Source organism: Polaribacter sejongensis (assembly GCF_038024065.1).
In the GTDB taxonomy this organism is placed as follows: Bacteria; Bacteroidota; Bacteroidia; order Flavobacteriales; family Flavobacteriaceae; genus Polaribacter; species Polaribacter sejongensis.
Window position 1 is genome coordinate 1 of the sequence record NZ_CP150667.1, and the last position, 13,453, is coordinate 13,453.

The following is a 13,453-nucleotide window of genomic DNA, read 5'->3' on the forward strand; positions in this document are numbered from 1 at the left end:
ATGATTATAAATGCTGACTCAGTTTGGGATGAATGTTTGTCTTTTATAAAAGATAACATAAAACCGCAAGCATATAAAACTTGGTTCGAGCCAATAAAACCGGTAAAACTTTCTGGCGAAGCGTTGACTATTCAGGTGCCTAGTAAATTTTTTTACGAATGGTTAGAAGAGCACTATATCAAATTATTACGTGTTGCTTTGGTAAAACAATTAGGCAACGATGCTAAATTGATTTACGATGTAAAAATGGAAAACAATTATAGCAGTAATAGACCGCAAATTGTTAAAATCCCGAGTTCTAACAGAGATCCTTTAAAGCCACAAAGAGTTACTGTTCCTTTAGAGTCTAATAAAAGAGAATTAAGAAACCCTTTTGTAATTCCTGGATTACAAAAAGTAAAAATAGAATCTCAATTAAACCCTAATTATAGTTTTGCAAACTTTATAGAAGGAGATTCTAATAGATTGGCACGTTCTGCAGGTATGGCAGTGGCAAATAAGCCAGGAGGAACTTCTTTTAATCCATTATTAGTGTATGGTGGTGTTGGATTAGGTAAAACACATTTGGCGCACGCTATTGGTGTGGATATCAAAGATAAATACCCAGACAAGACTGTTTTATATATCTCTTCAGAAAAATTCACACAACAGTTTATAGATTCTGTAAAATCAAATACAAGAAACGATTTTATTCATTTCTATCAAATGGTAGATGTGTTAATTATAGATGATGTACAATTCTTGTCAGGTAAAGCTGGTACACAAGATGTATTCTTCCATATTTTTAACCATTTACATCAAAATGGAAAACAGGTTATTTTAACTTCGGATAAAGCTCCTGTAGATATGCAAGATATTGAGCAGCGCTTATTATCTCGTTTTAAGTGGGGATTATCTGCTGAGTTACAAGCGCCAGATTACGAAACTAGAATATCTATTTTACAAAATAAATTGTACAGAGATGGTGTAGAGATGCCTGAAGATATTGTAGAATATATTGCAAAAAATATTAAATCTAACGTAAGAGAATTAGAAGGTGTTGTTATTTCTATGATTGCACAAGCTTCTTTTAATAGAAAAGAGTTTTCTGTAGAATTGGCAAAACAAATTGTAGACAAGTTTGTGAAAAACACCAAAAAGGAAGTTTCTATAGATTATATTCAGAAAGAAGTTTCTAAATATTTTGATATGGATGTGGCAACCTTACAATCTAAAACACGTAAACGTCATATTGTACAAGCGCGTCAGTTAGCCATGTTTTTTGCTAAAAGATTAACAAAGACTTCTTTAGCAAGTATTGGTAATCAAATAGGGCAAAGAGATCATGCAACTGTATTACATGCTTGTAAAACGGTAGATAACTTAACAGAAACCGACAAGCAGTTTAAAAAGTACGTAGAGGATTTAACTAAAAAGTTGACTTTCTAAATAGTAGATTTTCGAATAACTTATTGATATTTTAATTTTACGCTCTTAAATTTTTTAAGAGCGTAATTGTTTCTTATTTTTATCAAAAATTATTTTTATGCAAAAAATATTGATGGTTTGTTTAGGGAATATATGTCGTTCTCCCTTGGCAGAAGGAATTTTACAATCTAAAGTAAATTCTAATACTGTTTCTGTAGATTCTGCAGGTACAGCTGCATATCATATTGGTAAACTTCCGGATGAACGCTCTATAGAAGTTGCTCAAAAACATGGAATAGACATCACTAAGCAAAGAGCAAGAAAATTTGTTGTAAAAGATTTTGACGAATTTGATATTATTTTTGCAATGGATGATAGTAATTATCAAAACATACTGTCGTTGGCCAGAAATAATACTGATGAGCAAAAAGTACGAATGATTTTAAATGAAACACATCCTACTAAAAATTTAAGTGTTCCAGATCCATATTATGGAGGAAATGAAGGTTTTGAAAATGTGTATAAAATGTTAGATGAAGCTTGTGATATTATTGCCGATAATTTGTCTTAAATAAAGGATGCACTTTATCAGTTAGAGCCTGTAAAATAAGTATCAAAAAAAAATAAAACTATTATTTCTACGTTTTTAGTTTGTATAAAATCGTGAAAACTGTATCTAAAATATAAAAAATGATTGGTAAACTCTATTTAATCCCCACTACTTTAGGAGAAACTGAACCTTTAGAAGTAATGCCTTTATCAGTTAAAAAAGTAGTTGAACAGATTGATTACTATATTGTTGAAAATGAAAAATCGGCAAGAAGATTTATTAAGAAAATTTCACCTAAAAAATCGCAGCCTTCACTTCAGTTAATGTTGTTAGACAAATATGCTGAAGAATTAGAAACGTCTAGGTATTTAGATATTTGTAAAGAAGGAGTTAATGTTGGGTTATTGTCTGAAGCTGGTGTGCCTGCAATTGCAGATCCTGGTGCAAGTATTGTTAAGTTAGCACATGAAAATAATATTCGTGTAATTCCTTTGGTTGGACCATCGTCTATTATTATGGCAATGATGAGTTCTGGTATGAATGGACAGAACTTTGCTTTTAATGGGTATTTACCTATTGATAAATCCGATAGAAAAAAAACGATAAAAGATTTGGAGAGAATTTCTCAAGATAAAAATCAATCTCAAATTTTTATAGAGACACCTTATCGGAATGATAAAATGTTGGCAGATTTAAAAGCAACTTTATCACCAACTACCAATTTATGTATTGCGGCAGATATTACTTTGCCATCAGAATATATAAAAACCATGATGATTAAAGACTGGAAGCATCAACAACCAGACTTACATAAGAAACCAGCTATTTTTATTATTCATAAGTAGTCTAAAACAGACTCTAGTACATTGCTGTATTTTAGACTAAAGTTCTATTAAAGACTTTGTGATGTAAATATTATAAAAGATACTGATCAAAAAAAACACTTAATAATCTATAGATTATTAAGTGTTTTTTTTTTTGAAGTCTAAAAATGAAATAAATATGTCTTTAGGCTTATAACTTTGTGATATTAAATAACGTTTAATTTTTTTCCAACTGTTACAAAAGCTTCAATTGCTTTTTTAATATGTTCTTTAGAATGTGCAGCAGATAATTGGACTCTAATTCTTGCCTTTCCTTTTGGTACAACAGGGAAGAAGAAACCAATAACGTAAATACCTTCATCTAGCAAGAGTTTTGCAAATTCTTGAGCAATTTTAGCGTCATAAAGCATTATTGGTACAATTGGATGTGTGCCTTCTACAATTTTAAAACCAGCCGTTGTCATTTCAGATCTAAAAAACATAGTGTTCTGTTCTAGTGTATCTCGTAAATCTGTAGATTTTGTTATTTTATCTAATACCTTTAGTGTAGCACCAACAATTGCAGGAGCCAACGTATTTGAAAATAAATAAGGGCGAGAGTTCTGTCTTAAAATATCAACTATTTCTTTTCTTGCTGCTGTAAAACCACCAGATGCACCACCTAAAGCTTTACCGTAAGTTCCAGTAATAATATCTACTCTATCCATTACATTATGGTATTCATGTACACCTCTTCCGGTTGCACCAATAAAACCAGTAGAATGGCATTCATCAATCATTACTAAAGCATCATATTTGTCTGCTAAATCACAAATTTTATCTAATTGAGCTATGGTTCCATCCATAGAAAATGAACCATCTGTAACAATTAATCTACGTCTAGATGAGCTAGCTTGTTTTAATTGTTCTTCTAAATCTGCCATGTCGTTATGAGAATATCTAAATCTTTTTGCTTTACAAAGACGAATACCATCAATAATAGAGGCGTGGTTTAGGGCGTCAGAAATAACAGCATCTTCAGCAGAAAGTAAAGGTTCAAATAAGCCTCCATTAGCATCAAAAGCAGCAGCATATAAAATACAATCTTCCATTCCTAAAAAAGCGGCAGTTTTTTCTTCTAATTCTTTATGAATATCTTGTGTTCCACAAATAAATCGAACAGAAGAAAGACCAAAACCATGTGTTTTTATAGCATTTATTCCTGCTTCTAGTACGTCTGGATGTGATGCAAGTCCTAAATAATTATTGGCACAAAAATTAAGAACATTGTCTTGGTTAACTGTGCTAATATTTGCTCCTTGTTTAGAAGTCAATATACGTTCGCTTTTAAAAAGACCATTAGATTTTATAGTTTCTAATTCTTTTTTTAAATCGTTTTTTATAGTGCCGTACATAATATTATGAATTTATAAGGTTATTATTATATTTAAGTTCCAAGTTTTTCAACATCACTTTTGTTAAAGATTTGATATCAAATTTTGGTTTCCATTGCCAATCTTTTCTTGCTTCCAAATCATCTATACTCATTGGCCAAGAATTTGCTATTCCTTGTCTAAAGTCTGGTGAATAAGTTACTTTAAAATCAGTATAGTTTTCTTTAATACAAGTTTCTAGTTGATTAGGGTTGAAGCTTAAACCAGAAATATTATAAGACGTTCTTACTGTTATTTTATCTTTTGGAGCTTCCATTAATTCTAAGGTGGCTCTTATAGCATCATCCATATAAATCATTGGTAACGTAGTGTCTGCATTTAAAAAACACTCATAATTCTCATTCTTAACAGCCTTATGAAAAATATCTACAGCATAATCAGTTGTACCTCCACCTGGTAAAGATTGATAACCAATAACACCAGGGTATCTTAATGATCTTACATCTAACCCGTATTTATCAAAATAGTATTTCCCCCAATTTTCTCCTGCAGCTTTACTAATTCCGTATACCGTAGAAGGTGTTAAATTGGAAGATTGAGGAGTATTTAAGCGTTCTACATTATTTCCAAAAACGGCAATAGAGCTAGGGAAAAACACTTTACTTATTTTATGAATTCTAGAGACTTCTAAAACATTAAATAAAGTTTTCATATTTAAGTCCCAAGTACTTAATGGATGTTTTTCTCCATTTGCAGACAAAATAGCTGCTAAATGGTATATTTGAGTGATTTTATATTTTAATACAATTGCTTCTATAGCATCAAAATCTGTAACATCTAGAGTTTCAAACACCCCATTAAATGTTGGGTTTACTCTTAGATCTGTTGCTATTATATTTTTAACCCCGTATTTTTCTTGTAATTTTTCGGCCAAAACAGTGCCTAATTGACCACTAGATCCTGTTATTAAAATAATTTCTTTATCCATTTTTAATAATATTTTGAAAGGATAAAATTAAATATTTGATTAATTATAAAGTTAATTTCACTTAGTTTAATTTAAAAATAAGTATTTTTATCTTTATTTAATCAGTATTTAAATTTTAAATACTTTTACATGGGTGTATGTAAGCCCCTAACAAGTGATTTTATCTTTATATGGAAAAAATAGACGAAACAGATTTAAATATTTTAAGAATTCTTCAAGAAGATTCTAAAAAAACAACAAAAGAAGTTGCAGAGATGCTTAATCTAACTCCTTCTCCAGTGTATGAGCGTGTTAGAAGATTAGAAAAACGTGGATATATTAAAAAGTACGTTGCACTTATAGATAAAGACCTTCTAAATATTCCTATTACAGCAATTTGTATGGTGTCATTAAGATACCACGATGAAGGCTTTATAGATAAATTTGAAAAGCAAATTAGAGGTTTAAAAGAAGTACAAGAATGTTACCATATGGCTGGTAAGGTTGACTTTTTTTTGAAAATTAACTTAGGTAGCCTTAATGAATATCATGAGTTTGTAAGGCTAAAACTTTCTAAAATTGAGAATATTGGTGTTTTAGAAAGTTATTTTGTTTTAAAAGAAATAACTCGTACCACGGGGTATTGCATATAAAAATAATAGTATTACTAAGAGCTGTATTCTGTTAATTAACTATTAATAACAGTAGCGTCTTGGTCTGCTATAATATTAGAAACATTATAACCTCCAAAGTTCTTTAAATAAGACTTTATAGAAGAACCGTAAGCATCAGAAAAGCCCTGAACACCGTTACTTCGTAAATATTTTTTTACGTTTCCAGCACCACTTAAATGAGCTGCTGCTAAGATACCAGATTCGGTAATTTTAATACCATTTATGGTTTTACCTACAGAACGTCTAATGTCTTTTCTTAAAATCCATTTATTTACTTTACACAAAGCTATAAATGCTTTTTCTTGTAATTCTGGATCTTTTAAAAATGCTGTTGTATTGTAAATTTTAAATCTTCGTAAAGTTGTTCTTCCAAATTGGTATTTTCCTAAATAACCTAATGTGTTTACTACGGTATAACTTCCTTGAGATTCTTTAAAAGCCAATGCTTCTTTAAAACCTACAAAGTCCTTTTGTAAATAAGGGATGTTATAGTCTACGAATTTGGGGAAAGTAACTTTGTTATGAGTACCTATTTTTTTATCAATAGAAGTTGCGTTGATAAATCCTAAAAATACGATACTTAAAAATAAAAACTTTTTGATAAACTAAATTTTCTGTTTTGCGGGTGCAAATGTATAACCAAATTTAATTATACTGATAATCAATATGTTAAATTTTATTAAAAATACATATAATGAAATGTTAAAGCTCCTTTGGTGTTGATTTCAAGAGTAGGAGCAGGTATTTTTATGAAGTTTACAACAGAAAAGACAGATTTTAAGAATTCCGAATTTGTCTTTATTTTTGTTAAATCGAGGTCTAAACTTAGGTAGAATTGTCGGTAAGCATCTTGCTGTATTGGGTTTACTGCGTTTGAGTTTCCATAAAGCATGCCTTCGGCTCCATACCCTAAAGCAACATTTAGCCATTTTGGAAATGAACTTTTCTTGTTAAAAGACCAAATATTGGCAGAAAGCCAATACGTTTGTCCGTTATAATCCTTTAAAGCTTGTTGTAAATAGTTTTCTCCTAAGGTATTTGGTCGTTGTTTTGCAAACTTGGTTTGATGAAAAGAGTACTTAACTGTAATACGTTGTTCTTGCCATAATAATTCTTGTCCTATTAACAATCCAGTTCCTGTAGCGTTTGCAAGAACATCACCAGGTGAAGCTCCCCATTCTTCAGAAAAACCATCTAATACTTCTACAGCGGTTAAAAAAGCAAAGCCTGCTGTTGCTCCGTAAATTAATTGGTTTTTTTTAGAAACTCCAGCCCAATCTAAAGTTTCCATAGCAACTTTACCAAGATAGTAGGAAGTCATAAAATGCCCAACTTTATCCATTTGCTTCCAATCTTTATTGTCATTTTTAAAATGAAAACTTGAACGTGGATAATCTTGATACCAAAGTTGGTTTAAGGCAATTAAAGCGCCTCCAGCCATTACACTTTCGGTAAGAATAATAGCGTTTTTTCTTTTTGTATTTAAGGTGTCAGATTTTTTATAAAATGATGAGTTTTGGGCATGAGAGAAAATCGTCAATAAAAAAAAGAGAGAAAAAACAATTAATTTATTTAATTTCAATTTTATCATTTTAAAAATATATAGGGTTGTATTTTACAACAGTAAGAAGAGATAAACGTTACTATTACTTATAAAACTATCTATTAATACTTTGTTTGTTCATCCATTGATGATATTTTGCTGCATTTCTATTATGCTGAGAAAGTGTTTTTGCAAAAGCATGATATCCTAATTTATCTACATTAGCACACATATAAAAATAGTCATGTTTTTCTGCATTTAAAACGCCGTCAATAGATGAAATATCTGGCATAGAAATTAGCGTAGGCGGTAAACCTTTAAATTTATAGGTGTTGTAAGGAGAGTTTATTTCTAAATCTGCGGTCAATACCCTTTTTACCACATAATCTTGTCCTTTAAGTTCTTTAACACTATAGATAATTGTAGGATCTGCCTGCAAAGGCCAACCTTTTTTTAATCTATTTAAATACAAACCAGCAACAATTGGTCTTTCTATGTTTTTTGCAGTTTCTTTTTGTACAATAGAAGCTAAAATTATCACTTCTTCTTTAGACAATTCTAATGCTTTTGCTTTTTGTAGTCTACTTTCATTCCAAAAACGATTGTATTCTACAAAGATTTTGTCTCTAAAGTTTTCTGCTGAAGTAGTCCAGTAAAACTGATAACTATTTGGAACAAAAATTTGCAATACAGATTTTTCTGTCAGGTTGTTTTTAGATAAGAAATCTTTGTCTTTAAAAGAGGCTAACAACGAAATTGAATCTGTTTCTAATTGTTCTGCAATTCTTCCTGCTAATTTCTCTAAAGTGTCTTGGTTATTAAAAGACAACTTTACAGGTGTTTGGTTACCGCTTCTTAAAAGGTTTACCAACTCGTTGTTAGACATTCCTTCTTTTAGAATATATCTACCTGGTTTTGGTTTCGAAAGATTTTTCTTAGCAGCTACTAAAAGAAAAGTATTTGTGTTTTTAGAAAATTCAGAAATTTTTTCTTTCACATCAATTAAGCTGTCAGAAGAGTATATAAAAAGTTCCGTGTCTTTTGTAATCGATTTTCCAAATATTTTTTGATAATATTGGTATCCTATAATTCCACTAATAAAAATAACGGTAGCAATAACTGCGTATATAAATTTTTTACCCAAAGTTTTTTGATTTTTTTAGAATTGCAAAATTAGTCTTTTATCAACTGAAATAAAACTTCATCTTTAAATTTTCCTTCGGATAATATCCAATCTTTTTTTACACCTACTTTATTGAAGTTATGTTTCTTAAAAAGTGAGATGCTTTTAGAATTATCAGTTGTAATATTGGCATACAATTGATGCGTATTTAAAGTAGAGAAAGTATATTGAATTAAAATAGAGAGTGCTTCGGATGCAAATCCTTGTTTTTGAAATTCTGGATGAATTAAAATACCAATTCCTGCTCTTTTATGCATCGGATTATAATCGAATAAATCAATCATTCCTAGTTGTTTCTTTGTCGCAGTTTCTTCAATTAATAGACGTAGTTGTTTTGCTTCGTAAATATCTAAATGTACGTTTTCTAAATACTGTCTTAGAATAAATTTAGAAAAAGGAGTTTGTGTGTGGCTCATCTCCCAAAAAGACTCGTTATTTTCTATTTGATATAGAAAGTCTAAATCTTCGGGTTCTAAAGCACGTAAGTTTATTTTTTTACCGATTAATTTCATAATTTTTTATCTACCACATAGAAACAGAGGTAACATAGTTTTAGTTGTTCGATAATTCACTAAAATAGTCATTTACAAAAGTTTTTTGTCCGCTTTTAAAAATGTTTAGGCAATTAAAATTCACTAATATCCCTTTGGGAGCTTTTAATAAACGCATATAAGTTAGTAATTGAGCTTCAAAAATAGGTTTCATTTCATTTGTAGACTTTAATTCTATAACCAAACAATTTTCAATATATAAATCTGCTCTTAATTTTGTGTCAATTTCTTTTCCTCTATATTTTATAGGTACTTCTAATTCCGATATAAAAGATATGTTTTCATATTGTAATTCTTCAATTAAACATAAATGATAAACACTTTCTAGTAATCCAGGGCCTAATTCTTTATGGACATTAATACAGCAACCTAAAAAAGAATAGGTTAAGTCATTTAAATATTGTTTTGTAATTTTCAATTTCTTTTTTCATACAATATAGTAAATCCTAGTTATCTATGAAAACTATATGTCTATGTGGTAAAAAAGATTTGTTGTTTATATTTTAAGGTTTCCTTTAAAAACAAAAGTAGCCGGACCTTTTAAAAACACATTTGTATAAATTCCATCCTTTTCAGAGAAAGTAACTTCTAAATCTCCACCTTCAACAGGTAAAGAAATTAAATTACTTGTTGTTTTTCCCGTTTTATGCATGGCAATTGCAACTGCTGTTACTCCGGTTCCGCAAGCTAAAGTTTCATTTTCAACACCTTTTTCGTAGGTTCTTACTCTAAAAGTAGTCTCATTAATTTTCTGTGCAAAATTCACATTACTTCCAGGAGCACTATAAGAATATCTTATTTCTTTTCCTTTTTCAAAAACAGGAAAATTATCTAAATTATCGACTAATTCTACATGATGTTGTGTGCCAGTATATGCAAAAACTGAATTCTCCTTCAAGATAATTTCATCAACATCTATCATTTTTAAAGAAACAATTCCATTTTCAATTGTAGCTAAATGAGGACCATCTACAGCAATAAAGCTCGTTTTAGAGGTAATAATTTCTAAGTGTTTTGCAAAAGCAACTGCACATCTGCCACCATTTCCGCAGAAAGTTTCACTTCCATCAGCATTAAAATAAATCATTCTAAAATCGAAATCGGTATCGTTTTCAATTAAGATAACTCCATCTGCACCAACACCAAAATTTCTATCACAAAGTTTCGCTATATGGGCAATGTTTTCTTTCGGAAAAGTTAGAGTTCTGTTATCTATCATAACAAAATCATTTCCGGTTCCTTGGTATTTATAAAAGTCTAAATTCATTAGCACAAATATATGAATTTAAAGAATAAAAAAGCACTGTTAAAAAGCGGTTAAAGTCAGTTAAAATCAAGTTAAACAGATTTTTTGAAATTATTATAATTGTATATTTGAGTAATAAAAATTTAAAATCATGAAAAAAATACTAAGTTTATTAGGAATGGCAGTTTTAGGAGGCGCTATCACTTTAGGCGGATATAAAATGCTATTTAATGAAAATGTGGTTATAGAAAGAAGTTTTTCTCACCCCATAAAAACGGTTACGGCAAACTATAACCCAGCATTAAACAATGCAAATGCAATAGCCAATTCTGTAGATTTTACGGTTGCTGCAGAAAATACCGTACATGCCGTAGTTCATGTTAAAAATACTGCGATTAGAACACAATCTAGTCCGATAGATCTTTTCTTTGGTAATAGTAACGGAACCAGAAAATTTGAGCAAGTTGGTACGGGGAGTGGTGTAATTATTTCGCAAGACGGTTATATTGTATCTAATAATCATGTTATTGATGGAGCGTCTGATATAGAAATCACCTTAAATAATAGAAAAAAATATAAAGCACAATTAATAGGTACGGATAAAGATAATGACATTGCATTGTTAAAAATTGATGTAGATTTTGATTTACCTTATATTCCTTTTGCAAATTCAGACAATATAAAAATTGGAGAATGGGTTTTAGCAGTCGGTAATCCTTATAATTTAACATCCACAGTTACTGCAGGTATTGTGAGTGCAAAAGGCAGAGATTTAGAAGGAACTAGGTCTACAGATTCTTTTATTCAAACAGATGCAGCGGTAAATCCAGGAAATAGTGGAGGAGCTTTGGTAAATACACGTGGTGAGTTAGTGGGTATTAACACGGCAATTACTTCTAAGACAGGTTCTTTTATTGGCTATTCTTTTGCAGTTCCGTCTAATATTGCTAAAAAAGTTGTAGATGATTTATTAGAATTTGGTACTGTGCAAGAGGCTATTTTAGGAATAAATATCAATCAGGAAGATGGTGATATAGAAGGAGTGTTGATTGCAGGAGTTAGTGATGATGGTGGTGCCCAAAAAGGTGGTTTACAATCTGGAGATGTTATTAAAAAAGTGAATGACGTTAAGATTTCTAAATTCTCTGAGTTAAGAGGTCAATTAACAGCAAAAAGACCAGGAGATTTAGTAAATATTACGATTGATAGAGATGGAGAAGAGATCACTAAGAGTATAACATTAAGTAAAAAAGATGCTTATGTTTCTAGAAAATTAGGAGTTGTTTTAAAAGATGTTTCTAAAAAAGAAATTAAGAAATTTGATATTCCTGGAGGTGCTAGAATAATGACCAATCAAAATAGAAATCTTAATTATTATGGTGTAAAGGAAGGTTATATTATTACAAAAATTAATAAGAAGCCAGTTTTAAATGCTAGTGATGCGGTAAAAGAAATAGATGCATCTTTTGGAGCGGGAAACCCAATTTATATAGAAGTTATCAATTTAGACGGAGAAAGAGAGCGTTATGCTTTTAGATAGCATTTAAATATTACAATAATTAAAATCCTGATAATTTATCAGGATTTTTTTATTTACGAAAACTTTACGAAATCGATTTCGTATTCAAGGAAAAAGAAATACTTTTGCCTGAAATTTATTTTAATTTTCAATATGTCAATAATTTTAGATTACGAAAAAGAGGTAATTACACAAGCTCAAAATAGAAGAGCAACAGTAGAGTTTATCACTATTGTAAATGATTTATGGTATGATAAATCTATTGAACTTGTATTATTTAGAAACACTTTAATAGACAAAAGAGCAAGTGAGGTTTTAAATTTAATAAACTATGCTAAAGAATTTGTAAACAAACCAATTTCTATACAAGATGCCTTAGGTATTGCAAAAGCAATTCAGCAAATAGACTTACCATCTTCTAAATTAGATATTGGTAAACTTGCTTACGAGTGTTATTTAAGTCCTATAAAAGGAGCTGATAAAGTGGCTTTTGTAAGGAACAAATTAAAAGGCGCTACAGAATCAGAGAACATTCAACCTAAAGATGTTGTTTTGTATGGTTTTGGTAGAATAGGTCGCTTATTAGCGAGAGAGCTTATGTCTAAAATGGGAAAAGGCTCACAATTAAGATTAAGAGCTATTGTAACTCGTGGCGAAATAAATAGAGAAGTTTTAGAAAAAAGAGCTTCTTTATTAAGTATAGATTCTGTGCACGGAGATTTTTTAGGAACTGTAGAAATAGACGTAGAGCACAACGCTCTAATTATAAACGGAACAACAGTTCATTTAATTTCTGCAAATAATCCAGAAGAAATCGATTATACCAAATACGGAATTAAAGACGCATTAATTATAGATAATACAGGTGCTTTTAGAGATGATGTTGCTCTGGCAAGACATTTAAAAGCAATGGGGGCAAGCAAAGTTTTGTTAACAGCTCCAGGAAAAGGAATTCCTAATATTGTACATGGTGTAAATCACAAAAAATATAATCCAGATTTGGTAGATATTTTTTCTGCCGCATCTTGTACAACCAATGCAATTACACCAATTTTAAAAGTATTAGAAGACAATTTCGGAATTAAAAAAGGACATTTAGAAACCATTCATGCATACACAAACGACCAAAATTTGGTAGACAATATGCATAGTAAGAATAGAAGAGGAAGAGCTGCGGCTTTAAATATGGTGATTACAGAAACTGGTGCCGGTGCTGCAGTTGCTAAGGCAATTCCTGTATTGGCAGGTAAATTAACATCTAATGCAATTAGAGTTCCAGTTCCTAATGGATCTTTGGCAATTCTTAATTTGCAGTTAAATACAATGGTTTCTACAGAACGTGTAAACTCAATTATAAAAAAATATGCCTTAGAAGGCGATTTGGTAGAACAAATTAAATATTCATTAGACAATGAGTTGGTATCTTCAGATATTCTAGGATCTACAGCACCTTCAATTTTCGATAGTAAATCTACAATTACAGACAAGGAAACTATTGTAATTTATATTTGGTACGACAATGAATACGGATATTCACATCAAGTAATGCGTCTCGCAAAACACATTGCCAAAGTAAGAAGGTATACCTATTATTAAAAGTCTCTTAGTGCAAGTTC

The 13,453-nt window shown here is 30.3% G+C and carries 14 protein-coding genes; 6 read left to right on the forward strand and 8 right to left on the reverse strand.

What is annotated here, in order from left to right; translation table 11 throughout:
- The 3 genes from dnaA to WHD08_RS00015 all read left to right on the forward strand — a co-directional run bounded on the left by dnaA (nucleotide 1) and on the right by WHD08_RS00015 (nucleotide 2,802).
- Entirely contained in the window at nucleotides 1-1,428 is a 1,428-nt protein-coding gene (gene dnaA, locus WHD08_RS00005) for a chromosomal replication initiator protein DnaA (RefSeq protein WP_165733533.1), read from the forward strand.
- 97 nt (nucleotides 1,429-1,525) lie between these two features.
- Entirely contained in the window at nucleotides 1,526-1,978 is a 453-nt protein-coding gene (locus WHD08_RS00010) for a low molecular weight protein-tyrosine-phosphatase (protein WP_208889733.1), read from the forward strand.
- A 119-nt stretch (nucleotides 1,979-2,097) separates the two neighbouring features.
- The gene (locus tag WHD08_RS00015; protein WP_208889732.1) at nucleotides 2,098-2,802 is read left to right on the forward strand and encodes an SAM-dependent methyltransferase; all 705 of its coding nucleotides are present in this window, start codon (nucleotides 2,098-2,100) and stop codon (nucleotides 2,800-2,802) included.
- 185 nt (nucleotides 2,803-2,987) lie between these two features.
- Here WHD08_RS00015 and kbl read toward each other — a convergent pair whose 3' ends face one another.
- Both kbl and WHD08_RS00025 read right to left on the reverse strand, forming a co-directional pair.
- Nucleotides 2,988-4,175 carry a glycine C-acetyltransferase gene (kbl, locus tag WHD08_RS00020; protein ID WP_208889731.1) on the reverse strand — a complete coding sequence of 396 codons (1,188 nt, stop codon included), beginning with the start codon at nucleotides 4,173-4,175 and terminating at the stop codon, nucleotides 2,988-2,990.
- A 4-nt stretch (nucleotides 4,176-4,179) separates the two neighbouring features.
- Nucleotides 4,180-5,142 carry an NAD-dependent epimerase/dehydratase family protein gene (locus WHD08_RS00025; RefSeq protein WP_208889730.1) on the reverse strand — a complete coding sequence of 321 codons (963 nt, stop codon included), beginning with the start codon at nucleotides 5,140-5,142 and terminating at the stop codon, nucleotides 4,180-4,182.
- A 170-nt stretch (nucleotides 5,143-5,312) separates the two neighbouring features.
- Here WHD08_RS00025 and WHD08_RS00030 point away from each other — a divergent pair, with 170 nt between their 5' ends.
- The gene (locus WHD08_RS00030; protein ID WP_165733528.1) at nucleotides 5,313-5,774 is read left to right on the forward strand and encodes an Lrp/AsnC family transcriptional regulator; all 462 of its coding nucleotides are present in this window, start codon (nucleotides 5,313-5,315) and stop codon (nucleotides 5,772-5,774) included.
- 35 nt (nucleotides 5,775-5,809) lie between these two features.
- Here the strand turns inward: WHD08_RS00030 and WHD08_RS00035 are convergent, their stop codons facing one another.
- From WHD08_RS00035 to dapF, 6 genes are all read right to left on the reverse strand, one after another.
- Entirely contained in the window at nucleotides 5,810-6,238 is a 429-nt protein-coding gene (locus tag WHD08_RS00035) for a peptidoglycan-binding protein LysM (RefSeq protein ID WP_422894394.1), read from the reverse strand.
- Between the two features lie 236 nt (nucleotides 6,239-6,474).
- A complete protein-coding gene (locus tag WHD08_RS00040; protein ID WP_208889729.1) occupies nucleotides 6,475-7,386 on the reverse strand; it encodes a DUF2279 domain-containing protein in 912 nt (303 codons plus the stop codon).
- Nucleotides 7,387-7,453: 67 nt separating this feature from the next.
- On the reverse strand, nucleotides 7,454-8,482 hold the full coding sequence (mltG, locus tag WHD08_RS00045) for an endolytic transglycosylase MltG (RefSeq protein ID WP_208889728.1): 1,029 nt from the start codon (nucleotides 8,480-8,482) through the stop codon (nucleotides 7,454-7,456).
- A 29-nt stretch (nucleotides 8,483-8,511) separates the two neighbouring features.
- Entirely contained in the window at nucleotides 8,512-9,036 is a 525-nt protein-coding gene (locus WHD08_RS00050) for a GNAT family N-acetyltransferase (RefSeq protein WP_208891255.1), read from the reverse strand.
- 37 nt (nucleotides 9,037-9,073) lie between these two features.
- On the reverse strand, nucleotides 9,074-9,490 hold the full coding sequence (locus WHD08_RS00055; RefSeq protein WP_208889727.1) for a GxxExxY protein: 417 nt from the start codon (nucleotides 9,488-9,490) through the stop codon (nucleotides 9,074-9,076).
- Between the two features lie 78 nt (nucleotides 9,491-9,568).
- The gene (gene dapF, locus WHD08_RS00060) at nucleotides 9,569-10,339 is read right to left on the reverse strand and encodes a diaminopimelate epimerase (protein WP_208889726.1); all 771 of its coding nucleotides are present in this window, start codon (nucleotides 10,337-10,339) and stop codon (nucleotides 9,569-9,571) included.
- 130 nt (nucleotides 10,340-10,469) lie between these two features.
- On the opposite strand from dapF, the gene WHD08_RS00065 reads away from it, so the two are divergent.
- A complete protein-coding gene (locus WHD08_RS00065) occupies nucleotides 10,470-11,858 on the forward strand; it encodes a trypsin-like peptidase domain-containing protein (RefSeq protein ID WP_208889725.1) in 1,389 nt (462 codons plus the stop codon).
- Between the two features lie 132 nt (nucleotides 11,859-11,990).
- On the forward strand, nucleotides 11,991-13,433 hold the full coding sequence (locus WHD08_RS00070; RefSeq protein WP_208889724.1) for a glyceraldehyde-3-phosphate dehydrogenase: 1,443 nt from the start codon (nucleotides 11,991-11,993) through the stop codon (nucleotides 13,431-13,433).
- The last annotated feature ends 20 nt before the right edge of the window (nucleotides 13,434-13,453 follow it).